This is a genomic window from Pseudomonas cremoris (assembly GCF_014230465.1).
This window is the reverse complement of the sequence record NZ_JAAXCY010000008.1, coordinates 327,447-351,907: the sequence shown is the minus strand read 5'-3', so window position 1 is coordinate 351,907 and position 24,461 is coordinate 327,447. Positions and strand designations below refer to the sequence as shown.

Here is a 24,461-nt window from a genome sequence, read left to right as displayed (position 1 = left end):
AATGACTTGGGTAATTGGCGCTGGGCAGGAATCTTGTACCGGCGTTGGGCAAGAGAAGCTTTTCTAGCGCAGTGAGTCGCTATCGCCTGGCGTATAAAACATATAGCGCCTCGCGGTCTGCCTCTGCATCTTCAGTCTCAGAAGCTCTCCAGCGGGTGCTGGAGACCCGTAAGCATGCGATGAATGGTAGCGCGCAGGTTGCGCCAGACGGGCCTATCAGGAGGCCTTCTGAGAGATGGCTTCAGCCTTGCCGCGGCGCATAAAGCAACGATTTGGCGTGTCGCCCACTTTTTTGCAGGCGAAAAAAAAGACCTTGAATTTCAAGGTCTTTTTTTAAGATGGTGCCCGAGGGAGACTCGAGACATCCATAAAATTCGTGGCTTGCAGGTCGATTATAAAGCTTGGGATACATGGAGGGATACACAGTAGTGGGGGCTGGCACATTCTCCAATATGGGATAGTGTTCTGCACCTCACAAAGGAGTACGTCTTCGATGGCCCGAGTTCAGCCCCCAACAGAACCTTCCGTTTCCAAGCTTCAAAGCCAGCAACAGAATATCAATCGGAGCATCGATAGGCTACGAGAGCGCGTTTCCGAACTCGAAGCATTCGATCTGAGTTCTGTGCGCAACGGCCTTACACCTGAGGTACGTGGACTGGAGGTTAGAATCAAAGACACTCTCGTACGGTGCTTTGGCGAGAACACGTCCACCTACAATGATTTGCAATCTGCAGCCTCTCTTGCGTTCTTTCCGCGCTTTAGGACCAACGGGGTGCCGACAGACTACGTTGGACGTCTTGAGAAAAACATTAAAAGGGCTATCGAGCTTCTCCGGCAAGGGCAAAAAACTTTAGCGGAAGACCTGGCCGACTATGAGCATGAACATGAGACCAAGCCGGAAGTGGGGGAAGTGATGGAAGGGTTATCGCGACGTGTGTTTGTCGTTCATGGTCATGACGATGGCTCACGAGAGATGGTGGCTCGCTTCCTTGAGAAAGTAGGTTTCGAAGCCGTGATCTTGCACGAGCAAGCCAACCAAGGCCGGACGGTGATTGAGAAGGTCGAAGCCCACGGAGATGTAGGATTCGCTGTCGTATTACTCACTCCTGATGATGAGGGATGTGTAAAGGGTGGAACGCCTGAACCCCGGGCTCGCCAAAACGTCATCTTGGAACTGGGGTATTTCATCGGCCGTCTTGGACGAGGAAAGGTTTGCGCACTCAAGAAAGGAGCTTTGGAAATACCGAGCGACTACGCAGGTGTGGTGTATGAATCACTGGACGGTAATTGGAAGCATGCCCTGGGCCGTGAGCTTCAAGAAGCCGGCCACGAAATAGACTGGAATAAAGTTATGCGGTCATGAAGCGTCTTCGAAGTGCCATCCGCAGGTAAGGCGTAAGGCTATTGCATCGGGTCGCGGCGCCGAAAGCCGCCGGGGACCCTGAGGATATCTAGAGGATACGGGGTCGGAAACCCGCGACATCGTGGTAGCGGCAGATTCCACAGCTTACTGAAATTTCAACGTTGAAATTGAAAGGATCTTGAAGAAAAAGGGGCATCGTTACCGTGTTGGTAAAGATGCCCCTTTGTGTTGCTGATAACGCACGCATGGCGTTCGTCAACCCAGTCAATTCCGTCAACCTGTCAACCGACTTCAAAAATCCAGCCGCTAACACGAACGCGCGGGTTCTTTGCCCCGTGTCATTCCGAAATGCTCAGGGTCCCCGGCGACCTCCCAACATCTTGTGCAATTGCACTGGTGAACTGTGTGTTCACCCGGTTCACCTGTTCACTAAGCTGGGCACCTGTCCGCTAACACGATGTCGCGGGTTTCCGACCCCGTACCAGGCAAAAGTCCCAGGGGCCCCATGCATACTTTAAGGCGCCAAAAGCTAAGCGGAAGGATTACCGTCGCTGATGGCATCACAAGAAAAGGGGAGCTGGGGCAGCAGTTTCATCTAAAACTGATGTAACACGGGTAACTCGTGTAACGCAGGGTGGTAACCAACTGATTTTATTGAATAATTTTCGCGTTACACCTTCCGCCCAATTGCCGTACACCTACCATAACAATCCCTCCAGGTGTAACACCAATGTTGGTTTTTCGGACGAACCCGCATCACTCAAAAGCATGGGGATGATCGACAGTTTCATCTGGAGGCGGAATTGATCCCTGAGGTAGGCAGACCTTTGAATTCAGTTCCGTCCATCACGCCCGTTTCATCTTACGATAACCGCAGACTGCCGCAATAGGAGCGGCTAGAGTAGCTGAATGGAGTCGGACCGCACTTCGATAGAACAGGATTATCGAAACTATCTCTCAATTAGACATTGATGAGTATGCGCCGAAAAGTTGTCGACTGAGAATGGCTGAGACTTTACGTTGTACTTCACAACTTAAAGTCTCTCGCCTATCTCGTTCCTGAGGGCTTTGTATTTGGCACCCCCTGGAAAATTATCTGCTGTGCATTTTAGCTGCAGATCGCTGCGCTCTTATACGTGCGCATCTCTATCATGTCGTGAAAGGCGGTCAAGCTGATCTATCCCCTGGCCCGAGAGACCTATTTCTCTTTCTTTTGCAGCTAATAATTCCAATATGAGGTTTCTCAGGGCTATAACTACAATTGATGAGGTTTCATTTTCATCATGCCAAATGTAACTAGCTCCATAATTTGGACGGTGATCTCCCCATTCCCCATAGCAAGGATTAAGCACTCCTCGGCCGCAATTTATATCTGTTACCTGCCAACAAACAACAATATCAATTTCTGACGGATTCTTTTTCTTATCGTCGAAGTCAGAAATTAGGTCGATGAATTGATGTTTGAATTCTAAAACGACATTTTCACCCGAGACGGTGTCGTCATCTGTTCGAATCGAAAGCCTATCATGTGTATCGCGCAAAATCGGGCTTTCTGTATCAATGGAAACTAATGAGTCATAACGCTCAAAGCCTGATATTGCTCTGAGACGATACCCCTTCAAAAAACCAGATGTGCAAAGCCAAATAAAAAGGGCTATGACTTCTTGCTCGTTATCTGGATCTACATCGAAGACTGGTGTTAATTTGAACCTTTCACTGAGAACTGGATAGACCGAGTCAGCTGCTCTGGAGTCAATTTGTGCACGCCATCTGTCTAGATCTGACGTCACATCTGGCCGATTAGGCTTTTTCATAGCCCATCGATATTCCTTTAGTATTCCAACAACACGCTTTCCAATCTCGCTTACTGCTTTTGCTATATCCTCATCCGCAGAGATTTTTCGGCCAAGATCTAGTTCAAGTCCCTCAAAGGAAATCATAATATGAGCTTGTCTATCTAAGCCTTGGCTGCTGGTTAGGGATAAATCTACAGAGCGGCCCTGAGGCACTCCGTCTACAGCTATACGCATACCATGCCGAAGCAGGTTACTGCGACCGCCCAATCGTTTATTCGCCTCAGCGAGTACCTCTGTCGAATAGCAAAGATATCCATCTACCCATTGAAGGTGCTTTTCTAATTTTTCTCGGCTATCGTCTGAAAGCCCAGTTAGAGTAGAAATAATTTCTTCAGCATTCCAGCGACGTCGTATAGCGCTATATTTCCTCGCATGAGTATGTCGCTTCTCAGGCGGACTGTTATCAATGGTTTCGGCGTCTCCTGAAGTTCTAACAATTGCTGAGGGGAACGGATATCCTAGCTTTGAGCTATCAATATCATATTTGTCGATCTCATAAATTGCTTCATAAGATTGAACTCCCTTGTCGAGAATTATCTTTACCTTTATAGGGCTGCTGCTTAGAGGGCTGACAGATCCAAGAACCGTTCTCGCGGCGAAAAAATTAGCCCAGTTTCTGAGCTCTCTTTCGGGGCCGTCGCCAACGATTACTAGCGAATCTAAACTGCGCGGATGCACTCCCTCATGGAATTGGTATAATAAACCCGTTCCTCTTCCCGCTGGAAATTTCGCGTTTACTATATCAGGAACATCAAACTCTTCATCTATAATTGGGGCCGGCTCTTCAGGGTCTTTTATCCAGCTAAACGACCCCCTGACTGTATATTGTGTCGATTGTCCAAGTTCGTCTTCCGTCCGCAAGGAAATACGTCGACTGGCAGCAAAAAAGTAAGATGCTCCAACCCCTTTATAACCTAGGGTCTTACCTTTCTTCTTGGCTGCGGAGTATCCTGGGACGGTAAGGTTCTTCGCAATGTCGGGAGACATTCCTGTTCCATTGTCGCCCACGAACAAGTAGTGAAAAGACTCTGGTCTGCGACCAACAATAATGGTCAGCATAGGTTCTACTTCACCAGTGTAGAGTCCCCGTTCTTCAGCTGAAATTACACTGTCAAGAGCGTTCTGAACAACCTCGTTAAAGAGATCGGCTTCATCAGCATATGAGGTCAGAAGATTATTTAACTGCCTCCGCGCAATCTCGCTTCGATCTAGCGCACTTAAGTCTTCCATTCCGAACAAGTTCAATTGTTAGCCCTCCCGATATTAGCTAGTGATCCATATATATCACAGGTTTCACTGGATGGCAGGCACCTGTCATTTCAGCAGCTACCTGCTGCATTCTCCTCTGAGGGTGGGCGGCCCATCAAAATGGGCAAATCACCTAGCCAATGCGCTCATCTTCGGCTTTTCGGAATGACTGAGGGGGCGGTACGGATCAGGTTGCCTAAGGTCGAGCAATATCTCATCCACGTCGTCGCCTCTCGATTTCTCCTGCGTGACAAACGGAGACCCCCACACTCAGTGTGAAAATCAAAGTTTCGTTTCAAAATCCACCCACCGATTTTGAGGCTTAAGAGTTGCTAGTGTTAATCACTGATGAAGTCTCTTTTTTTCTCATCTTCGATTTGCGTTTGTAACTCGCGGATTATGCGTTCGATATACTGTTTGTGCCGCAGCAAACTCACGCTACTAATAAGAGGGAGAAGGGACTCCCAGTAATTAATTTGCTCCTGCAGCACCGGGACTCGGCTCCCGCTCCAAGAGCGACTATTAGGCTCCAAGGGTAGGCGTGTAAAGTTATCGAAGTTCTGATTGTGTTTAAGAAATCGCTGCAGGAATATATGTCTTCGATTTGGTGGGAATTGAGCAATAACGGAGAAAATTAGCCCCATGAATTCTAAATTATCATTTTTCTTGTCTATAAGTGAAAGCAAAAGCATATCTTGCTTTTCAATAGTGTAGGGGTCCTCACTCTTGGTCTTGAAGAAAGAGTGTAAATAAGGGTCTATAGCAAAGAAATGGTTTTGCTCATGAGAGAAAATGCTTTCGATCAACATGGTCATAACTTCATTGTAGTCATGCCTAACCCAAATGAAGTCGTAATCGCGCTGATTATCATGACTACTGAGCCACCCACGCTTAGAGTTGTGAAACGCCCAATCGATGTACGTTGTTATGAAGGTCGTATCTAAGTCGAGAATAAGGTTGAAAATATTGCCTTTGTGATCGCCATAGTGCCGTGTAACTTCGACAGCTCCGTAAGCCATTTTAAGAGTTTCTAGGTCCTGCGAGAAAAGTTCTGGCAAGCGTTTTGCTGCTTCTGTGTAACTATTAAATAGCATAGTAAGTGCATATGCTGCGGAGGAATCGCTACGCACTTTTTTAAGTATAATTCCAACAACCTTTGCGACCGCCATCGAGTCGGCTGGAACGTATTTAAGTAAGTAATCCATGTCCTGAGGCAGATCCATTGTCTCCGACGTTTCGTAAAGTTTATACAGGTTGGATGATAGTTCTTTATCTATGAGTTCAGGCTGGATTGCCATGTACGTATAGAATTGCCATTGTCTCTTGGCTGGGTAATCATATTTATCAAGGAGTCGGAGCGTTTCATTATGGTTTCTTATATCTACGAGTTTTTTTACTAATGCGTAACCATTTAGTCGAAGTGGGTCTTGGAGTTGTAAATAGTGATCGATCACAACGAGGTAAAGTGTATCGTTACTATCGGCCAATGATAAGAAAATACTTTCAAGCGCTCTTTGAATTTGGCAGTTGGTTTTTTTTGTGTCCTTCGCGTCGCTAATAGCTATGCACTGATTTATAAGAACTGAATACTCATCTAGTGTGAAGTTTTTTGTGAGGGTTATTAATCTGCCGTTTTTGTATTTTTCATATTCTTCGTATGTCAGCTCTGGTCCCGAGCCCCCTAACCAATCCTGAAAAATTATGTCTGCTAAAATTTGTGTGGCATTGCTGTATCGATTACGTAAGGAGTCCTGGTAGCTAATAGAGTGTTTTTCTAGAAGGTCTAAATAGCTATGCATCAGTGCACAGCATTGATAGTTGTCAGGGTTGAGGTGTGACTCAAGGAAAGGTAATAAGTTTTCGGAGTCTTTTTGCGCTATTTCAGAATTTGTTAGTTTGTATGAGGTGCAGTAGTGTTCAATAATCTCAATTACGCTACCCTGAAATTCCTGGAACCCATAAAGAGTAAATAATCGGTTAAATATAGTATGCCGGATTTCCGAAAGTTCAAGTGTTGAGGGCGTTTCAAATCTCGATATTGTGAGAGTGCTACCATTCATCTCATGACTTTCAAACTGAGTGTCTAAATAATTTTTTGCAATAAATAAAAACACTCTCGAAAATAAAGTGTTACCGGTGCTTGCATAATTCCAAATGGTATCTAAAACAGCCTGTTGAATCTTATAATTTTGGTGATGCGAGTCGAATTTGAAGCCGTAATCTTCTACTAATATTCGCAATAAGCCTGGTGCATCGGAGGGGCGTTTGGAAAGGTGGAGCATAAGAAGTTCTAGTGCCATCTTGACTTCTTCCACTCCGACAAACGCGAACGACCTTAATATGCTGAGATTGGAAGGAGATGGTACGGTGGTTTTTGATTGCTCAAACTCAATTGTATCAATGGCTGTTATTTCACAGGTTAGCGCCTCAATTCGGTTGTGCATCCATAGAAGTGTGTCAGTTAAATTTACGAACCAGAATGCATCGATTAGGTGTAATGTGCCATCTTCATTACTTTCTAATTGTAGTCTGGAAATAGCTTGGTCAATATGGGGCTGCATCGAACTTATGAGTGCTTCGCTATTGAAAGCACGGAGAACAGGGTTGATTGAGTCGATGATTTTATGTCGATACTTCGGGAAGAAATTATCTATCAGTACACCGAAGTCAATAGCTTTGTCTTTGAAGGTTGCAACATAGAAAATATAAGTTGCAAGAACTTGATCTGATATTCGAACGACTTCGTCTTCGTACATATCTACAAGTTCTAGCTCGTGAAGCCGGCTGGCTGCCTCCCAGAATGCATCAGCGTCTATTTTGAAGACGTTTTCTATGCTTAGCATCATTTCCGTATTCGTTCGATCTACAGCCTTAAAAAAAGATACAATGGCGGCTGCACGAATAAGTGCTGTGCTCGTTAAATCGGTTCCGTCTTTTTTGAGATCGTCTAAAATTGAAGAGAAATAACTGTCATATAAAGCCGTAACATCATGGATACAGCTGAGGGGCGCTTCTTTTGCGACTTCGGCAGCCATAACGGCGAGGCGCGGGTTCCCTTGTGCAATTTCAGCGATGCGATCCAAATAATGTTTGTTTACAATTCCATATTCGTCAGCAATTAACGTTCTAATCTGATTGTCATTAAATGAATCAAGCTGTATTTCTAGCCCGCCACCCAATGGCTGTGCTGAATCTTGTATTTTTTTAAGCGCGTAATCACGTACGCTTGCAAGGACTTTTATTTGCTGATCATCTCTTTGGTGAGAAATAAGATCGATAAAGTAGTCGAACTGACTGACTCGGTTTGCATCGTCCACGAAAATAAGGAAGTTACCTGGTCTTCTGAACTTTATTTGTAAGTCTTCCCATAAGTCGCGGTTGCGTCCGAAAACGCACAGTACTTCATATTCAGGAAAGCTTTCACTGAAGCTTCTACATACTTCCAATGCGAGCCTAGATTTACCAACTCCTGATTTGCCAGATAGAAGTACTAGGTTGCTTCTTTTTAATGCGTCTATCGTTTCGTCAAACTCTTTATCACGAAAGTGAAAGCCAAGGTCAAGACGGGTAGCTAGTTTTCCGCTGTTGTATAGTGAAACGAATTTTGAAGGGGAAACAATTTGACCGGTGTCAATCGAAATGCCAAGAAAGTCTTTGGCGAGCCCCGGGTATTTGCTGTATAGGTCATAGGATATAGCGTCAATGCCGAAAATATCTAGGTTGATATTTTTTGATTGACAGAGGTGTCGTAGTTCGCCTTCTTCTTTAGAGTTTATCTTGCCCGTGAAGCAGAAAACGACTCTCTCAATGTTATTGGTTGGGATTCCTGTCTTGGTTTCGTCAAAGCATTTAATTAGATCGCCTTTCATTTTGTCCAGCAGGCCAGATTGCTGGGTAGTGTACTCGGCAAATACGTAGTTGTTTTTGGTTGTGGTTATTAAAGTGTCAGGCGTTCCAGTTCTTACTTTATTCGCAGCAATAACAGATCCGATGGAGTTGACGTATCCGAATCCTCTTTCCACGAGATAAGCATCTGCCAGCTTCTGGAAAGCACCTCCATCTAATTCGATGAGGGCAAATTGAATTTGATTTAATTTTGACATATAAATCTATGCTCGCCCTGGTTGCTTTATTTGTATTGAGTCAGCTGAATAATTGAGCGTTTTATAGTGGTTCCTGACATTTTTAGGTGGAGACTATTATGTTTTTATCGAGTACGCACCTATGTCGAGGTTAGCGTGGAAATTGCGGGAAGGAAACCGGTATCCAAATTGTTGTCTCTTCCATCGCTTTGTGTACTTCAGCAAAGCACTTCAGGTACAGAACTGATTTTCATGAGCCGCTGTTCGGATCAGCATAGTCATTCGGCCCATACCTTGCTGCGCAATCGGACGCAAATAATTAAGCATGCGAATGAAGAAGGCTGTTAGTGGTGATTTGAAGGCGCGGAAATCTTGCGCTGAATGGCGAGCGCCCTGTCACCCGTGAAAGGAGGTAAGTAAACAGCCCGCTTAAGCGGGCTGTTTCGGAGTCAGGCTGTCAGAAGATCCTCTAGGGAGATGTCGCGGGCGACAGCTGCCAGGTCGGAACGATCAAGTCTCGAATGGAAAGGACCGAACCGTGGAACGTCAAGTCCGGACAAAGCATCTCCCATCCCACCCTTTTGGTAGCTGACGGCAAGTATCCGCGCTCCCACTTCTACTAATTGCTTCGTTGCTGCATTCCACTCCTCATCTAATGCAAACCCTACCGCGTTCAAAGCTGCTTTTTTGGCCTCATTTCCACGCTGTTGAGCGTTTGATATGTGAGTTTCGATGGTGTCGAGTTCGGCTTGCAGGGCGGTGAGAATGAGTTCTTGCCTTCTCACTTGCTCATCCGTTGTTGCAAGTTGTTTGGCGGCTTTCTGAATTTCGCTATTCGCGGTTTTTTCACCTTCACTGTCGCCGCTGGCAAGGCTCCGGGCGTAGAGGCTGGCTGCGTCTCGCTCGGCTTGCTGTGCTTTACCCAGAGATTGTTCTGCTTCCGCTTGAATCGCCTGACGGCGCTCATTCAAGTGCGCTTTTATCCGCTCCAATGCTTCGACCTCGACGGCTGATTCGGACATCGCTTGGATGGATTCTGTTTTGATCTGGTCGACCCGCTCTAGGCGGTCTAGGTGAGCGAGCTTTTGTTCAATTCGTTCCAGCTCGCTGGAGATGGCGCGTACACGGCTTTGGGCACTCGATAGTCTGTCCTCGGCGGCTCTGCTCTCTGGGCTTCCTATCATGTTGCCGTTGGGGCTGTAGTTGCTGGGCGCATTGCGCCAAGCTGCCTCCTAGTGGGGGAGACTATTTTCCAGCGTTTCGCGTTCGGAGATTAAAGCCGCTTGTTGCTGTTTCAATTCGTTCATGGTTATTCCTAAAGTCAGATTTTTGGTTGTGTGTGCCTGGCTGGCGAGGCCGGAATAAGCCGGCGCTACCTCATGAATTAGGTAGCGACTCAGGCGGCCTGAGCTTCGCGCTCACCCTGCTCAGGTACTGCCACAACTACGTAGCAACGCTGCAAACCAAGTCCAGGTAGGCGTACAGCGGTCGACGCTTTGCCATCAGTCCCCGGCTCCAACACACCTCGACGTAACAGCTCCTTGTTTACCGCGGTGATGTTCATGCCCTTGAATACTTCGGAGCGCCAAGCTTCGGGCAGCACGTAGTAAGTAGTCGTCGTATGCAGCGTGTCGCCCATTCCGTGTTCCAGCGACTTGCGAAAACCCAGTCGGTCGATGGTGCGCGGACCGTGCTCATCGATCTTTGCGGCGGCTGACTCCCAGCGGGTAAAACGACTTTCACCAAAGCGTTCGATGACCTGGCGCAACCGCGACAAGATTGCGTCTCCTTCGAAATTTCCGGCGCCGCCGCGCTCATTCATCCAGGCACTGAGGCACACCCGGGCTGCGGTGGTGGCGGTGCCATCAGGCCAGCCGGTAATCCCCATCGCGGTGGCCAGTTCGCCAGCGGCGGCAGCCAAGCCGAAGCGAGCGGCCGCTCGATGCGCCTGACCGCTGGCCGAGACGGGTAATGCCTTGGCGATAAAGCCCTCCAAGGTGTGGCGAAGGATCGCGGACCAGCCATGTCGCTTGCCGGGGTCACAGAGGGCCGACAGGAAGGCGGTCAAAGGTGTGCCGTAGTACTTGGCCACCCGTGCCTTGAGCGCATCGGAGAGGGCGGCCGCATCGTCAAAGCCATTTAACACGTCGAACATGCCTAGGCCTTTGCTGGCGTCCGCGGGCACGGCGAGCATTCGCACCTCCATACCGGCTTTCAATTCCTTGTTCGCTTCGGCCATGTGCTGTGCCAATGTCTTCTCGCCGGTCGAGAGAAACAGCAAGCGCCACTCCTGCACCTGTCGGCCTGCTTGTCCTCGATCATTGGCGCGAGCCTTCCCTGTGCCGTTGCCGAGCATGTACACCGTTTCACCAATAATGCGCGGGTCGCACATGCCGATTTCATCCAGCACCAAGAGCCCGTCGGAGTGCGCAGCGGCAATGGACTCCAAGGCGTTGTCGGTGGAGCGCCACGAACGCACCAGGCGCGGTCCACCGTAGATCGAGGCGGCCACTTGCAGGTGGGTGGTCTTACCGCCCGAACTGTCGCCATAGAGGTGAAACCCCCCCGACTCATGACCGAGCATGTGCAGCAGCGGACCAGCAAACGCCACGCTGGCCACAAACGCCAAGCGGTGGTTACCGATGCACAAGGCACCGATCTGCTCCTGCCACTGCTCCAAGGTGCCGGCTTCGCTGATAGGCGGGAGCTGAGCGCCGGCCTCATAGAAGTGCAGGTGTTCGGCGTGCGAACCGACCTGTTGTTCGGGTAGCAGAAAGGCGCTGTCGTGCCAGCCCAAACGGGTAACCAAGCGAGCGCGTTGCGCGCTGTCGAAGCCGCCGAGATAGCTCTGCAGGTCGTTGCGGGCATTGCGTCCGGAGCGACTGCCGGCCAGTCGCAAGCCCATATCCACCAGCGGGCCGAGCACGTCCTTGCCAAAGTCGCCGGTCATGGTCCGTGCCGGGATGTTCCAGCGCTTTTTCGCGCCATCTGGATCGTCGAACTCGACCAGCAAGCCCCAGTTCTGGCCCTGTGCATCGCGAGTACGAGCGAGGATCTCCAGTGGCGAACACACCGGACGCGCTTCCCCATCGTCACCGGAATAAAACACGCCATCTGGCGTTAGGCGGAAGCCGCCGGGTAGCAGATCGTTTTTGGGTTTCGCGGTACGCTTGGTCGTTGGCTTCGCTTTGACTTCAGGTGTTTCGTTCGGTGCTTTCTCCGGCTCATCGCTGAACAGTTCGCCGCTGCGCTCCAGCTCCGCGAAATGCGCTGCCGTCCAACCTTTAGCTTGGGCATCGGCCGCGTCGTCGCCATCGTCCCATTGACCACCTTTGGCAAAAGTGGGCTGGCCACTTTTGACAGTTGGCTTGCGTTTGAATACGTCCAGGGCGATCAAGCACACCGACGCGGCGCCGATCTGATGTAGTTTTCCGGCGACGGCGACCATGCAGTTTTTGCCACTGGCGTCGTTGTCTGGCCACAACACTACAGACCGTCCTTTGAGCGGTGTCAGGTCTGCTTTGTGCCAGGAGTTCGAGCCGTTCGGCCAGCACGTGGCCACGTATTTGGGCAGCAGATCCGTTACGGCGTCGGCGGCCTTTTCGCCTTCGCACAGAATGACCGGAGCTTTTGCGCGTTGCGCCAGTTCGTCCAGGCGTAGCAGTGGACGCGGCTCCGGCAAGCCTTGCCAACGCCATTGCCGCGTTTGACTGTCGGACCGCTGGCACCAGGTCAACGGTGCAAACACCTTGCGCGGTTTGCCGTCTTCATCGGGGTCCAAGTCGAAGCGATAGAGCGCCATGACCGGTTGGCCCTGAGCGTCGCGATATAGCCAGACTTTGGACGGTGCGCCGTGTTGCCGATGTGTGGCCGGGCACTTGTTCATGGCCTCGGCCGGGATCGGCTGGATGGCAATCCATTCCGGTGTTCTGTTTTTGCTGGGGCTCGGCTTGGGTTGAACCGCCTCGGCAGTCACGTGCAATAGATCCGCCAGTTTATTGCAGGCTTCGACGTCGGTACCGCCATCCAAATAGCGCACTAGGTCGATCAGATCGCCACCTTTGTCACCGGTGGCAAAATCCGCCCAGGTGCCTTTGCTCAAGTTGACCTTGAGGGAACCTGCGCGCTTGTCGGTGCGGGTTGGATTGGGAGCGGTGTATTCCTTACCGCCATCCACGCGCTTGCCGTTGGGCAGCCAGTGAGCAAGCACACGATCAATGTTCTGCAACGCAGCAGCTTTGACTTGAGCGAACGTGGGTCGACGGACGTTGGAAGTAGAGGTGGTCATGCGCCACCGCCTTGGGCCAATTGCAACCCACTGGTGACGTCATCGATGATCGCCTTGGCCATCTCACTCAAGTAATGCGAAGCCCAGACCATTGAGGCGTTGTCATTCTCCATACCGCTCAGGAAGGTGAGTTTGTTCACGCAATCCATGAGCAAGGAGGCTTGCTCAAGCGCCTCTTCGCACGAGACGCCGGCATTGATTCGGAACAGTGGCTGATTCTGAGCGTTGCACTTGGCAAAGGTAGCGCCGCCAACGGTATTGATCACCATGGAATGATTCATTGCGCGCCTCCGCCCATGGCTTGTCGGGTGGAGTTGTCGGCGTGCACGGCGAGGGTGCGGATCAATCCCAAGGTGCCCCGAACATCCCACAAGGCAGCCGCGATGACGTGGTTGGCTAGACGTGGGCCGTCGCAGTCGAACTGATCTTCAAGAAGCAAAAGTACAGAGTTGGCGCGTTCCACAGCACAGGTAAGGGCATCAATCGGAACACCGGCTTCGGCGTCGTTGTGGACGCAAAGCAAGTCCTCGGGCAGGGCGAAACTCAGAGCGGAATTCATTGGGCACCGCCTGCGGCTTCGAGAGCGCGGGCTTTGGCCATATGAGAATTGAAACGGGCGAGACGGGTAGCGAGACTGGAGTTGGCGTGTAAAGCGGCGATAGCCATTGCACGATGGGCAGCGGCGCGAATTTTGGACGGATTGAGGGTGTGCATGGGGTGAAGCTCCTGTATGTGAGGAGCTGCCACGGTTCGCCGTCAAACGAATTGGGGTGGCAGCTGTGCGCAGGTTGACGGACCGGGCATACAGGACCCCGGCAGACCCGAAGATCTCCCACGCACAGCCACCATAAAACGGGAATGCGGGCACAAAAAAAGCGCCTGCAATCGATATGGGGGCGCCTGTGCGCCTGTATGTACTCGGGCCGTCAAACCCGGTCGCTGATTTTGCAGCGACGGCCAGAGAGTAACGTCCGTTTTTCGAAAGTGCAACCGTGCGTATAACTTGCGAAATTTTCAGGTGCGGCATAAATTGTTCTGGCATGTAGATTTACCTCAACGCCTCCGGATCGCTCCCGGGGGCGTTTTCATTTCAGGCATGAACTTCCCAGCGCAGGGAAAGCAGGGGCAGGAAGTCACTATCGATCATGGCGCGAGCATCTTCGTAGGCGGCTGCTTGCTGGCCTTCGTCGACAGTCACTGCATTGAATTTTTCGGTGTGGAAGGTAATGGCGCACCAGGTGCCGTCAGGCCAACTGAGCACACCAACGACGCGACTTTGTTTTTCCTGCCGGCTGCGATAACGCTCAAGGCGTTGCATGTAACGCGGCGAAAAACCGACTTGGCGCAGAATTGAGAAGGGTTGCAACACTGCCGTAGTGATAGGTCTTTTTCTCATGCTGCCACCCGATCACGTGCAGCGATGCGCGCGCGAGTCCATGCTTGAATCTCTCCGAGTACCCACGCGACTGGCGCACTTCGGGCGTTGCTGTTACTTAGCTTCACTGGGAGTGGAAATCCACTCTCAGGTTGGCGCATGAGCTTGTAGATGGTCGGGCGGGCAAGCCCAACGATTGATACCACCTCTGGCATACGGATGAGAGTCGTGGCGGGGTCGTGTGAAGCAAGGTGTTTTATTGCGGTAGTCATAGCGATCCAAACCTGCGTTTATTGAGACGACAGGCCATACGCTACGGAGAGGGAGGGGAACGGACTGTGTCCGTTCCCTTTTTTATTTGAGTGGTCGAAGACCTAGCGCGGTCAAATGATCGCGGATGGTTTTCTTGGTGCCGTGAACGGCCTGGTCGAACAGCAGGTTGGTTAGCTCTGCATCTGTCAGGTTTCGTTTCTCGATTCGCCGGCCTGCAATAATTTGCTCTGCGGCTGCCTTTATGTTTGAGCGCCTATCCATCGTTTCTATTTGCGTTTTAGAGCCTGCCTCTTGATTACCTTTGCCAGCCTCTTGCCCGCGTTTAGATGCCTTCGCTGAGAAGGCTTCGTCAAGTAGTCGAAGCATCAGACTCGATGTGTTGAAGCCATTTTTGGATACATCGATGCTCTCCACCTGGCGATAGAGGCTTGCCATCAACAATGTCTGATTAGCCTCACCTTTCAAGACTGCAAACTGCTCTCTCGCTTCTATTTCAAAGCCGGCGCGGCGATCTCGTTCTTTATCGATAAGATTCGCGTACTGGCGGGGTGAGTCCTTTCTTAGCCCCTCTATCAGATCCGCATCTATATCGTAGGTAGCGACCTCGAGCTCGAAGAGCCAATTTGAAAGTATTTCCACAGCTTGTACGCCGAGTACCAGGGCAAAAGCTGCAGCGAGTTGTGAATCTTTAGCTGGATGATCGACCCCGAGAAAGCCTCGAATGACGTTAGGCAGTGAAGCTGCTTCCGCAGAGCTTGCACGTTCACCGATGGCATCCCGGAGTCGAAACAAGGTTCTTGTGACTGATTCTGCACTGGTCGCGTAGGAGCCATCCTCAAGCCAGAACGAAGTTGCCACGCCGATGAGGTCGAAAGCTTCTCGGAAATGCTCGTGGAAATGGGGATACAACGCTAACTCACGCACTGCTAGTTCGGCGTCATCCATGTCCCAAATCAGACACTTCACGTCCGTCCCTGCGATTTCTAGTTCTTCAGGTTCAATACCTAGCTCGATATCCATTTAGGCCGCCCCTCGCCCCGAGACAGGCGCGCTGTTCCAGCGTCGTGGATTGGATAAAGCCGCTGCCGACAGGAAGGACTCGGGGATATTTCTGTTACACGACTTCGTGTCGTTACACTTGAGGCATTCGAGGTGAAAACAACGTGTAACCGATAAATAATTCATTATTATCAATGAGTTGGATGGATCCGTTACACCCGTAACACGCGTTACACCGATTTTTGAGGGGAGGCGATTACGTGCGCTCATACCGCCTTCCCAAACTGTCCCTGCACCACATTACCCGCTGCCATTTGCTCAAGGTGGTCTGCATACCACTGCATCATCACTACACGCTGTTCTAGGTACTGAGCCTTGTTATATACCCCTGAAATACCTTCCTCTTTGTGTGCAAGCTGCGCCTCAACGTGTTCTTTAGGCCAGCCATGTTCTCGAAGCAATGTGCTCGCCGTGTGGCGAGTCCCGTGTCCAACGAGACGACCTTTGTAGCCTATGGTGGCGAAGACCTTGTTGATTGTGTTTTCACTGATGGTCGGATTTTTTGCTCCCACTCCTGGAAAGAGCCAGCGGCTGCGACCGGTTAAGCAATACAGCTCTTTCAGTGCCGCAACGGCTTGGTGGGGAAGGGGGCATACAAAATCCCGGCGCATCTTCATCTTGGCAGCAGGTGTAGTCCAAATGGATTTTTCAAGGTCGAATTCTTTCCATTCAGCCAATCGAACCATGCCGGGTCGTGATGCTGTCCAGACACAAAGCCATGCAGCAGTGCGGGCTGTCAGTCTGCTCGGTGTGTTTCTGAGCGCTTGGAGGAATTCAGCCAGCTCAGGCTCCAGCAAATGTGGATGCTGCTGAGTCTTAGGAGCTTGTGCTGCAATGTCACGCAGGCGGCTGCCTGGATCGTTTTCGGTGAGCCCTAGGCCGATGGCTCGGCCGAAGATCTGATTGATCCACGTGCGGCACTTTTCCGCCACGTTGTGTGCGTTTCGCGCCTCGAGGGATGCCTGGAGTTCTGCGCAGTCGGTACGGGTGATTTCGTCGAGGGGCTTATCTCCCAATGCCGGGAGGATGTCTTTGTCGAGGTAAGTGCGGATTTTGTTAAGAGTGGAGGGAGCGAGGCCCTTTTCTTCTTTGGCCTTGAGCCAAGCTTCAGCAGCAGCTCGGAAGGTCCGAGTCCTGGCAGCGTCAATGGCAGCTTTGGCGGAGCGTTTCTGTTCGAGAGGATCGGCGCCGCTGCTAACTACCTTGCGTAGTTCAGCAGCTTTGTCCCGTGCCAATGCACCGCTTACTTCCGGGTAACCCCCGAGCCCCATCCAGGCCCAATTGCCCGCCGGACGTTTGTAGCGGAGCTGCCAGGATTTCCCACCATCAGGTTTGACCCTGAAGTAGAGGCCGTTTCCGTCCAGCTCCCTGTATTCCTTTGATTCTGGCTCCAGCCCCGCAAGCGTCGTGTCTGCGAGAGGGCGGCGCTTGATATCTGCGCGCTTCATCCTTGTATCCCAAAGTTAGGCATTTTTCTCAGGATACAAGCAGGGATACAGGGATACAACGGATAAGGGGATACAGAGGTAGATAGCCAGACACAAAAAAACCGGCTCAAGTGGCCGGTTTCTCTGGGTCTGAGAGTCTGGTAGAGACTTTCAGATACTGCTATATGGTGCCCCGAGGGAGACTCGAACTCCCACTCCTTTCGAAAACGGATTTTGAATCCGCCGCGTCTACCAATTCCGCCATCAGGGCTCAATGGCGGCGAAGTATAGAGATGAGATTACCGTTGGTCAATCACCTTTCATGGTCAATTTTCACTATTTCCGCTAGACTTCCCGGCCCTGCTAGACGAACTCAATCATGCGCGTTGCTGACTTTACTTTTGAACTCCCAGATTCGCTGATTGCTCGCCACCCTTTGGCCGAGCGTCGCGCCAGTCGACTGCTCACCCTGGATGGGGTGAGCGGTGCCCTCGCACACCGTCAATTCACTGATTTGCTTGAACATTTGCGCCCTGGCGACCTGATGGTGTTCAACAATACCCGGGTGATCCCGGCACGGCTGTTTGGCCAGAAGGCTTCCGGCGGCAAGCTGGAAATTCTGGTGGAGCGGGTGCTGGACAGTCATCGCGTACTGGCCCATGTGCGCTCCAGCAAGTCGCCGAAACCGGGATCGAAGATCCTCATCGATGGCGGTGGCGAAGCCGAGATGGTGGCGCGTCATGACGCGCTGTTCGAGCTCAAGTTCGCCGAAGAGGTGTTGCCCCTGTTGGAGCGCGTCGGCCACATGCCGTTGCCTCCTTATATCGATCGTCCCGACGAAGACTCGGACCGCGAGCGCTATCAAACGGTTTACTCCCAGCGCCTGGGTGCTGTAGCAGCACCGACTGCAGGCCTGCACTTTGATCAGCCGCTGCTCGATGCGATTGCCGCCAAGGGCGTTGAGACCGCCTATGTGACCCTGCACGTGGGGGCCGGCACGTTTCAGCCGGTACGTGTGGATAACATTGAAGACCACCATATGCACAGCGAATGGTTGGAAGTTACCCAGGAAGTCGTTGACGCTGTAGCGGCGTGCAAGGCGCGTGGCGGGCGCGTAGTGGCTGTGGGAACCACCAGCGTGCGCTCGCTGGAGAGTGCGGCGCGTGATGGCGTACTCAAGCCCTTCAGCGGCGACACCGATATCTTCATCTTCCCAGGCCGACCATTCCACGTGGTCGATTGCCTGGTGACCAATTTCCATTTGCCTGAATCCACGCTGTTGATGCTGGTCTCGGCATTTGCCGGCTACCCGGAAACCATGGCCGCTTATCAAGCCGCCATCGATAACGAGTACCGTTTTTTCAGCTACGGTGATGCGATGTTTATCACCCGTAACCCGGCGCCGCGCGGCCCTGAGGAACAACTATGAGTCGTATGTCGTTTGAACTGTTGGCCACGGACGGCAAGGCTCGTCGTGGTCGCCTGACTTTTCCGCGTGGCACCGTTGAAACCCCGGCTTTCATGCCCGTGGGCACCTACGGCACCGTTAAAGGCATGCTGCCGCGTGACATCGTCGCTACCGGTGCAGAAATTATTCTCGGCAACACCTTCCATCTGTGGTTGCGCCCTGGCACGGAAGTCATCAAGAAGCACGGCGACCTGCATGACTTCATGAAGTGGCAAGGTCCGATCCTCACCGACTCCGGCGGATTCCAAGTGTTCAGCCTGGGCGCCATGCGCAAGATCAAGGAAGAGGGCGTGACGTTCGCCTCGCCTGTGGACGGCTCCAAAGTGTTCATGGGCCCCGAAGAGTCGATGCAGGTCCAGCGCGACCTGGGCTCCGACATCGTGATGATTTTTGACGAGTGCACACCGTACCCAGCCGATGAGGACGTTGCCCGTATTTCCATGGAGCTGTCGTTGCGTTGGGCCCAGCGCTCGAAGAATGCGCATGGCGACAACACTGCAGCGCTGTTCGGCATCGTCCAAGGCGGTATGCATGAAAGCCTGCGCAAACGCTCGCTTGAGGGCCTCGATAAAATCGGCTTTGATGGTTTGGCAATCGGCGGTTTGTCGGTAGGCGAGCCCAAGCACGAGATGATCAAGGTGCTGGATTACCTGCCAGGCCTGATGCCGGCTGAAAAACCTCGTTACCTTATGGGCGTTGGCAAACCGGAAGATCTCGTAGAGGGTGTGCGCCGCGGTGTGGACATGTTCGATTGCGTGATGCCAACCCGTAATGCCCGCAACGGGCATCTGTTCATTGATACAGGCGTGCTGAAGATCCGTAACGCGTTTCATCGCCATGATGATTCGCCGCTCGATCCCACCTGTGATTGCTACACCTGCCAGAACTTCTCCCGTGCTTATCTGCACCATCTGGACAAGTGTGGGGAAATGCTGGGTAGCATGTTGAATACCATCCACAATTTGCGTCACTACCAAGTCCTGATGGCTGGTTTGCGCGAGGCTATTCAACAGGGTACATTGGCCGCCTTCGTCGATGCCTTCTATGCCAAGCGCGGGCTCCCTGTACCGCCCTTGGACTGAGTTTTCCGACCCTAAGATTCACTATTTGCAACTGGAGTGCTAAATGAGCTTTTTTATCTCTAACGCCATGGCTGATGCTGCCGCGCCTGCTGCTGCCGGTCCTATGGGCGGTGGTTTCGAGTGGATTTTCCTGGTCGGCTTCCTGGTCATCTTCTACCTGATGATCTGGCGTCCACAGGCCAAGCGTGCCAAAGAGCAGAAAAACCTGCTGGGTAGCCTGCAGAAAGGTGACGAAGTTGTAACCACTGGCGGCATCGCCGGCAAGATCACCAAGGTCTCCGATGCTTTCGTGGTACTGGAAGTCTCCGATACCGTGGAAATGAAGTTCCAGAAAGGCGCCATCGCCGCCACGCTGCCAAAAGGCACGCTCAAAGCGATCTAAGTTCCAACCTTTACCAATCGACGGGGCGCGCAAGGCGCCCCGCGTTATAAGCGGGCGGCGTGATGCTGAACAAATACCCTCTGTGGAAATACGTACTGATCCTGGCGGTGCTGGCGATCGGTTTTATTTATTCCGCTCCCAATCTCTATCCTGATGACCCTGCGATCCAGATCACTGGCGCCAGCACTTCGCTGCAGGTCAATCAGGCTGATCTGGACCGCGCGAGCAAAGCGCTCACCGACGCGGGTATCCAGGTCAAGGCGGCATCGTTGGCGGCTGATGCGAAGGGCGGCTTGCTGCGCCTGACCAAGGCAGAAGACCAATTGCCGGCCAAAGACGTCGTGCGCAAGGCCATGGGTGATGACTACGTTGTCGCGCTCAACCTGGCACAGACCACGCCAAAATGGCTGCGCAGCATTGGCGCGCATCCGATGAAGTTGGGTCTGGACTTGTCCGGTGGCGTGCACTTCCTGTTGGAAGTCGATATGGACAAGGCCCTCGACGCACGCCTGAAGGTTTATGAAGGCGATGTGAAGAGCCTGCTGCGTAAAGAGAAGTTGCGTTATCGCAGCCTGCCGCAGCTCAACGGTGCCATCCAGCTGGGGTTCTCTGACGAAGCTTCCCGCGAACAAGCCCGCGCTCTGGTCCGCAAGAACTTCAACGATTTCGACATCGTACCGGCCGACCTCAATGGCCAGCCTGTACTGCGTCTGGCGATGACCCCAGCCAAGCTGGCGGAAATCCGCGAATACTCCATCAAGCAGAACTTGACCACGGTACGTAACCGCGTCAACGAGCTGGGTGTAGCCGAGCCGATCGTTCAGCGTCAGGGTGCCAACCGTATCGTGGTTGAGCTGCCAGGCGTGCAGGACACGGCTGAGGCCAAGCGTATCCTGGGCAAGACGGCCAACCTGGAGTTCCGTCTGGCTGCTGAACCGGGTGCTACCCGCGCCACCGCTGAAGAGTTCGAGTTCCGCGAAGGCAACCGTCCACCCGCGTTGATCGAGCGTGGCTTGATCATCACCGGCGACCAGGTGACTGACGCCAAGGCTGGTTTCGGCGAGCACGGTACCCCTGAAGTGAACATCCGTCTGGATGGTCATGGCGGCGAACTGATGAGTCGCGCGACGCGCAGCAACGTTGGTCGTAGCATGGCGGTCATCTTCATCGAGCAACGTCCGGTCACCACTTACACTAAGCAAGTGGTCAACGGCGTCGAGAAAGATGTGCCGGTGCAGACCTTCAAGGAAGAGAAGAAGATCATCAGCCTGGCGACCATCCAGTCGCCGCTGGGTGCTCAATTCCGTATCACTGGCCTGAACGGCCAGGGCGAGTCCTCGGAGCTGGCCCTGCTGCTGCGTGCTGGTGGCTTGGCTGCACCGATGTACTTCGCTGAAGAACGCACCATCGGCCCGAGCCTGGGTGCTGACAACATCACCAAGGGTATCGACGCGGCCTTGTGGGGCATGCTGTTCGTATCCCTGTTCATCATCGCCATCTACCGCTTCTTCGGCATCATCGCCACCGTCGCCCTGGCGGGCAACATGGTGATGCTGTTGGCCTTGATGTCGTTGCTGGGCGCTACACTGACACTGCCAGGTATTGCCGGTATCGTACTCACCATGGGTATGGCGGTAGACGCCAACGTACTGATTTTCTCGCGGATTCGTGAAGAGATCGCGGCGGGCATGACTGTACAGCGTGCAATCAACGAAGGCTTCGGCCGGGCATTTACTGCGATTCTCGACTCCAACCTGACTACTTTGTTGGTCGGTGGGATTCTCTTTGCGATGGGCACCGGCCCGGTCAAAGGTTTTGCGGTAACCATGTCCCTCGGTATCTTTACCTCGATGTTCACGGCCATCATGGTGACCCGCGCAATGGTCAACCTGATCTTTGGCGGGCGTGACTTCAAGAAGTTGTGGATTTAAGGGGCTGCCATGTTACGTACAATCAACTTCATGGGCGTTCGCAACGTTGCGTTCGGCGTCACCGTGCTCCTTACCGTACTGGCGTTGTTCAGCTGGTTCCATAAGGGGCTGAACTACGGCCTGGACTTCACCGGCGGTACGCTCATCGAGCTGACCTACGAGAAGCCAGCCGACGTTACCCTGGTGCGCAACGAGCTGGTCAAGGCTGGCTATCACGAAGCCATCGTGCAGAGCTTCGGCGCGACCACCGACCTGCTGGTGCGTATGCCTGGCGAAGACCCGCAACTGGGTCATCAGGTAGCCGAGGCCTTGCAGAAGGTCGGCGGCGATAACCCTGCGTCGGTCAAGCGCGTTGAGTTCGTTGGGCCGCAAGTGGGTGAAGAGCTACGCGACCAGGGCGGCCTCGGCATGCTGATGGCGCTGGTCGGCATCATGATCTACCTGGCTTTCCGCTTTCAGTGGAAGTTCGGTGTTGGCGCCATCGTGTCGCTGATTCATGACGTGATCGTGACCGTGGGTATCCTGGCGTACTTCCAGATCACCTTTGACCTGACCGTACTGGCGGCTGTACTGGCGATTATTGGTTACTCCCTCAACGACACCATCGTGGTATTCGACCGAGTTCGTGAGAACTTCCGTGTGCTGCGCAAGGCTTCGTTGATCGAGAACATCAACGTCTCCACCACCCAGACCCTGCTGCGGACCATGGCGACATCGATCTCCACCTTGCTGGCGATTGCTGCACTGATGATCTTCGGTGGCGACAACCTGTGGGGCTTCTCCCTGGCGCTGTTCATCGGTGTTCTGGCGGGTACCTACTCGTCGATCTACATCGCCAACGTGGTGCTGATCTGGCTGAACCTCAACAGCGAAGACCTGATCCCTCCAGCCAGCACTGGCAAGGAGGTCGACGACCGCCCTTGATGGGCGATTGTTGATCTGCTGTTACAAGAAAGGCACGAGTATTGAACTCGTGCCTTTTTTTTTGCTCCAAGGCTGGGTATAGCGCGGACGTTTCGGTCCGCTTGTGATGGTCAGGAGGTTCACGTGAACAAGTCGTTGCTGGTTGGTGCGGTATTGGGTGCTGTCGGTGTGACTGCCGGGGGCGCTGTTGCCACCTACAGCCTGGTTAAAAGCGGCCCTGAGTATGCGCAAGTGCTGGCGGTGCAGCCGGTTAAAACCCAGATCAAAACCCCTCGCGAGGTCTGCAAGGACGTCGCCGTAACCCGGCAGAAGCCGGTGCAGGATCAGCATCAGATCGTCGGTACCGTGGTCGGTGCGCTGGCCGGTGGCTTGTTGGGCAACCAGGTCGGTGGCGGTAATGGCAAGAAGCTCGCCACTGTAGCGGGTGCGGTCGGTGGTGGTTACGCGGGTAACAAGGTTCAGGAAGGTATGCAGAACCGCGATACCTATACCACTACGCAAACACGCTGTAACACCGTCAATGACATCAGCGACAAGGTGGTCGGTTATGACGTGCGTTACAACCTGGACGGCAAGGAAGGCAGCGTGCGTATGGATCGCGATCCGGGTGGTCAGATTCCGGTGGACAAAGAAGGTCGTCTGATCCTCGGCCAGAACCAACAGTAATTCCACGCCTTGCGTAAATCAAAATGTGGGAGCGGGCTTGCTCGCGAAAGCGGAGTGACAGTCAAAGCTACTGTGACTGATCTACCGCATTCGCGAGCAAGCCCGCTCCCACATTTGTTTGTGTGTTGCTGAGGTTGGGGTAGACCAAATCCTAGGCACAAAAAAAGCACCCCGAAGGGTGCTTTTTTGTGCTCGCTCGCTTAGCGTTTCAGCGAAGCCGGCAGGTGCGGCTGGATCGCCGTCAGTACTGCCTTGAAGCATTTGGTGTTGCCAGCAACCAGGTGGCCTTTTTCAAGGAAGTCGTGACCGCCAGTGAAGTCGCTCACCAAGCCGCCAGCTTCCTGGATCAGCAGTGCGCCTGCAGCCATGTCCCACTCGGACAGGCCTGACTCCCAGAACGCATCAAAACGACCGGCGGCAACATACGCCAGGTCCAGGCTTGCTGCGCCAGCGCGACGAATGCCAGCGGTCTGGCCAACAAGGGCGCGGAACATGCCCAGGTAGTTTTCCAGGTTGTCCATCTGGTCGTCACGGAACGGAAAGCCGGTACCCAGCAATGCGCCGTCCAGGCTAGTGCGGCCGCTGACACGCAGGCGACGACCGTTCAGTTGGGCGCCACGGCCACGACTGGCGGTAAATTCTTCCTGGCGAACTGGGTCCAGAACGACGGCGTGTTCCAGGCGGCCACGGTATTTGCACGCGATGCTCACGGCAAAGTGCGGAATGCCGCGCAGGAAGTTGGTGGTGCCGTCCAGTGGGTCGATGATCCACAGGTAGTCTTCGCCTTCGCCGCTACCTTTGTGCAGGCCGGTTTCTTCACCGAGGATGCCGTGGGTAGGGTAGGCCTTGCGCAGAGCGTCGATGATTTTCTGTTCGGCGGCGCGATCCACCTCGGATACGTAATCCTTGGCGTCTTTTTCGTCGACCTTGATGGTATCCAGGCGCTCGATGGAGCGGAAGATCAATTCACTGGCGCTGCGGGCGGCGCGCAGCGCGATATTCAGCATGGGCTGCATGGATGTGTCACCTAAGGTTGT

Annotated in this window: 19 protein-coding genes and 1 tRNA gene; 7 read left to right on the top strand and 13 right to left on the bottom strand. The window is 53.0% G+C overall.

Annotated elements, in window-relative coordinates; translation table 11 throughout:
- Positions 1 to 493: 493 nt before the first annotated feature.
- Positions 494 to 1,363 carry a TIR domain-containing protein gene (locus tag HF257_RS33375; protein WP_185708201.1) on the top strand — a complete coding sequence of 290 codons (870 nt, stop codon included), beginning with the start codon at positions 494 to 496 and terminating at the stop codon, positions 1,361 to 1,363.
- A gap of 1,130 nt (positions 1,364 to 2,493) precedes the next feature.
- Here the strand turns inward: HF257_RS33375 and HF257_RS21550 are convergent.
- The 12 genes from HF257_RS21550 to HF257_RS21495 form a co-directional block, all read right to left on the bottom strand.
- Positions 2,494 to 4,449 carry an ATP-binding protein gene (locus HF257_RS21550; RefSeq protein ID WP_185708200.1) on the bottom strand — a complete coding sequence of 652 codons (1,956 nt, stop codon included), beginning with the start codon at positions 4,447 to 4,449 and terminating at the stop codon, positions 2,494 to 2,496.
- 356 nt (positions 4,450 to 4,805) lie between these two features.
- Complete coding sequence (locus tag HF257_RS21545; RefSeq protein WP_185708199.1) at positions 4,806 to 8,570, bottom strand: nSTAND3 domain-containing NTPase; 3,765 nt, start codon at positions 8,568 to 8,570, stop codon at positions 4,806 to 4,808.
- Between the two features lie 428 nt (positions 8,571 to 8,998).
- Positions 8,999 to 9,571 carry a hypothetical protein gene (locus HF257_RS21540; RefSeq protein WP_233081402.1) on the bottom strand — a complete coding sequence of 191 codons (573 nt, stop codon included), beginning with the start codon at positions 9,569 to 9,571 and terminating at the stop codon, positions 8,999 to 9,001.
- Between the two features lie 374 nt (positions 9,572 to 9,945).
- On the bottom strand, positions 9,946 to 12,837 hold the full coding sequence (locus HF257_RS21535; protein WP_185708198.1) for a DUF927 domain-containing protein: 2,892 nt from the start codon (positions 12,835 to 12,837) through the stop codon (positions 9,946 to 9,948).
- On the bottom strand, positions 12,834 to 13,118 hold the full coding sequence (locus tag HF257_RS21530) for a DUF3077 domain-containing protein (protein ID WP_185708197.1): 285 nt from the start codon (positions 13,116 to 13,118) through the stop codon (positions 12,834 to 12,836). The genes HF257_RS21535 and HF257_RS21530 overlap by 4 nt, the downstream gene beginning before the upstream one ends.
- Positions 13,115 to 13,396, bottom strand: a complete 282-nt coding sequence (locus HF257_RS21525; RefSeq protein WP_075948570.1) for a hypothetical protein — start codon at positions 13,394 to 13,396, stop codon at positions 13,115 to 13,117. The genes HF257_RS21530 and HF257_RS21525 overlap by 4 nt, the downstream gene beginning before the upstream one ends.
- Complete coding sequence (locus HF257_RS21520; RefSeq protein ID WP_185708196.1) at positions 13,393 to 13,551, bottom strand: hypothetical protein; 159 nt, start codon at positions 13,549 to 13,551, stop codon at positions 13,393 to 13,395. The genes HF257_RS21525 and HF257_RS21520 overlap by 4 nt, the downstream gene beginning before the upstream one ends.
- 376 nt (positions 13,552 to 13,927) lie before the next feature.
- A complete protein-coding gene (locus tag HF257_RS21515) occupies positions 13,928 to 14,233 on the bottom strand; it encodes a hypothetical protein (RefSeq protein WP_185708195.1) in 306 nt (101 codons plus the stop codon).
- On the bottom strand, positions 14,230 to 14,484 hold the full coding sequence (locus HF257_RS21510) for a helix-turn-helix transcriptional regulator (RefSeq protein ID WP_172791591.1): 255 nt from the start codon (positions 14,482 to 14,484) through the stop codon (positions 14,230 to 14,232). Before HF257_RS21510 ends, HF257_RS21515 begins: the two co-directional genes overlap by 4 nt.
- Positions 14,485 to 14,566: 82 nt before the next feature.
- On the bottom strand, positions 14,567 to 15,505 hold the full coding sequence (locus HF257_RS21505) for a hypothetical protein (RefSeq protein WP_185708194.1): 939 nt from the start codon (positions 15,503 to 15,505) through the stop codon (positions 14,567 to 14,569).
- Between the two features lie 245 nt (positions 15,506 to 15,750).
- Positions 15,751 to 16,992: a tyrosine-type recombinase/integrase gene (locus HF257_RS21500; RefSeq protein ID WP_185708193.1), complete on the bottom strand. Its 1,242-nt coding sequence runs from the start codon at positions 16,990 to 16,992 to the stop codon at positions 15,751 to 15,753.
- A gap of 165 nt (positions 16,993 to 17,157) precedes the next feature.
- Positions 17,158 to 17,242: transfer RNA gene (locus HF257_RS21495), tRNA-Leu, on the bottom strand.
- A gap of 108 nt (positions 17,243 to 17,350) precedes the next feature.
- Here HF257_RS21495 and queA point away from each other — a divergent pair.
- From queA to HF257_RS21465, 6 genes are all read left to right on the top strand, one after another.
- On the top strand, positions 17,351 to 18,400 hold the full coding sequence (queA, locus tag HF257_RS21490; protein WP_185708191.1) for a tRNA preQ1(34) S-adenosylmethionine ribosyltransferase-isomerase QueA: 1,050 nt from the start codon (positions 17,351 to 17,353) through the stop codon (positions 18,398 to 18,400).
- A 5-nt stretch (positions 18,401 to 18,405) separates the two neighbouring features.
- A complete protein-coding gene (gene tgt, locus HF257_RS21485) occupies positions 18,406 to 19,521 on the top strand; it encodes a tRNA guanosine(34) transglycosylase Tgt (protein ID WP_162303237.1) in 1,116 nt (371 codons plus the stop codon).
- Positions 19,522 to 19,564: 43 nt separating this feature from the next.
- Complete coding sequence (gene yajC / locus HF257_RS21480) at positions 19,565 to 19,903, top strand: preprotein translocase subunit YajC (RefSeq protein WP_003175975.1); 339 nt, start codon at positions 19,565 to 19,567, stop codon at positions 19,901 to 19,903.
- Positions 19,904 to 19,965: 62 nt separating this feature from the next.
- Positions 19,966 to 21,834 carry a protein translocase subunit SecD gene (secD, locus tag HF257_RS21475; protein ID WP_185708190.1) on the top strand — a complete coding sequence of 623 codons (1,869 nt, stop codon included), beginning with the start codon at positions 19,966 to 19,968 and terminating at the stop codon, positions 21,832 to 21,834.
- Between the two features lie 9 nt (positions 21,835 to 21,843).
- Complete coding sequence (gene secF, locus HF257_RS21470; protein ID WP_028617853.1) at positions 21,844 to 22,758, top strand: protein translocase subunit SecF; 915 nt, start codon at positions 21,844 to 21,846, stop codon at positions 22,756 to 22,758.
- Positions 22,759 to 22,881: 123 nt separating this feature from the next.
- Entirely contained in the window at positions 22,882 to 23,424 is a 543-nt protein-coding gene (locus tag HF257_RS21465; RefSeq protein WP_065908615.1) for a glycine zipper 2TM domain-containing protein, read from the top strand.
- A gap of 200 nt (positions 23,425 to 23,624) precedes the next feature.
- Here HF257_RS21465 and suhB read toward each other — a convergent pair whose 3' ends face one another.
- The gene (gene suhB, locus HF257_RS21460; RefSeq protein ID WP_185708189.1) at positions 23,625 to 24,440 is read right to left on the bottom strand and encodes a type III secretion system regulator SuhB; all 816 of its coding nucleotides are present in this window, start codon (positions 24,438 to 24,440) and stop codon (positions 23,625 to 23,627) included.
- Positions 24,441 to 24,461: the final 21 nt, after the last annotated feature.

Coding starts and splice junctions, on each gene's coding strand:
- HF257_RS33375 (WP_185708201.1), top strand. CDS start 494: ATGGCCCGAGTTCAGCCCCCAACAGAACCTTCCGTTTCCAAGCTTCAA.
- HF257_RS21550 (WP_185708200.1), bottom strand. CDS start 4,449: ATGGAAGACTTAAGTGCGCTAGATCGAAGCGAGATTGCGCGGAGGCAG.
- HF257_RS21545 (WP_185708199.1), bottom strand. CDS start 8,570: ATGTCAAAATTAAATCAAATTCAATTTGCCCTCATCGAATTAGATGGA.
- HF257_RS21540 (WP_233081402.1), bottom strand. CDS start 9,571: ATGTCCGAATCAGCCGTCGAGGTCGAAGCATTGGAGCGGATAAAAGCG.
- HF257_RS21535 (WP_185708198.1), bottom strand. CDS start 12,837: ATGACCACCTCTACTTCCAACGTCCGTCGACCCACGTTCGCTCAAGTC.
- HF257_RS21530 (WP_185708197.1), bottom strand. CDS start 13,118: ATGAATCATTCCATGGTGATCAATACCGTTGGCGGCGCTACCTTTGCC.
- HF257_RS21525 (WP_075948570.1), bottom strand. CDS start 13,396: ATGAATTCCGCTCTGAGTTTCGCCCTGCCCGAGGACTTGCTTTGCGTC.
- HF257_RS21520 (WP_185708196.1), bottom strand. CDS start 13,551: ATGCACACCCTCAATCCGTCCAAAATTCGCGCCGCTGCCCATCGTGCA.
- HF257_RS21515 (WP_185708195.1), bottom strand. CDS start 14,233: ATGAGAAAAAGACCTATCACTACGGCAGTGTTGCAACCCTTCTCAATT.
- HF257_RS21510 (WP_172791591.1), bottom strand. CDS start 14,484: ATGACTACCGCAATAAAACACCTTGCTTCACACGACCCCGCCACGACT.
- HF257_RS21505 (WP_185708194.1), bottom strand. CDS start 15,505: ATGGATATCGAGCTAGGTATTGAACCTGAAGAACTAGAAATCGCAGGG.
- HF257_RS21500 (WP_185708193.1), bottom strand. CDS start 16,992: ATGAAGCGCGCAGATATCAAGCGCCGCCCTCTCGCAGACACGACGCTT.
- queA (WP_185708191.1), top strand. CDS start 17,351: ATGCGCGTTGCTGACTTTACTTTTGAACTCCCAGATTCGCTGATTGCT.
- tgt (WP_162303237.1), top strand. CDS start 18,406: ATGTCGTTTGAACTGTTGGCCACGGACGGCAAGGCTCGTCGTGGTCGC.
- yajC (WP_003175975.1), top strand. CDS start 19,565: ATGAGCTTTTTTATCTCTAACGCCATGGCTGATGCTGCCGCGCCTGCT.
- secD (WP_185708190.1), top strand. CDS start 19,966: ATGCTGAACAAATACCCTCTGTGGAAATACGTACTGATCCTGGCGGTG.
- secF (WP_028617853.1), top strand. CDS start 21,844: ATGTTACGTACAATCAACTTCATGGGCGTTCGCAACGTTGCGTTCGGC.
- suhB (WP_185708189.1), bottom strand. CDS start 24,440: ATGCAGCCCATGCTGAATATCGCGCTGCGCGCCGCCCGCAGCGCCAGT.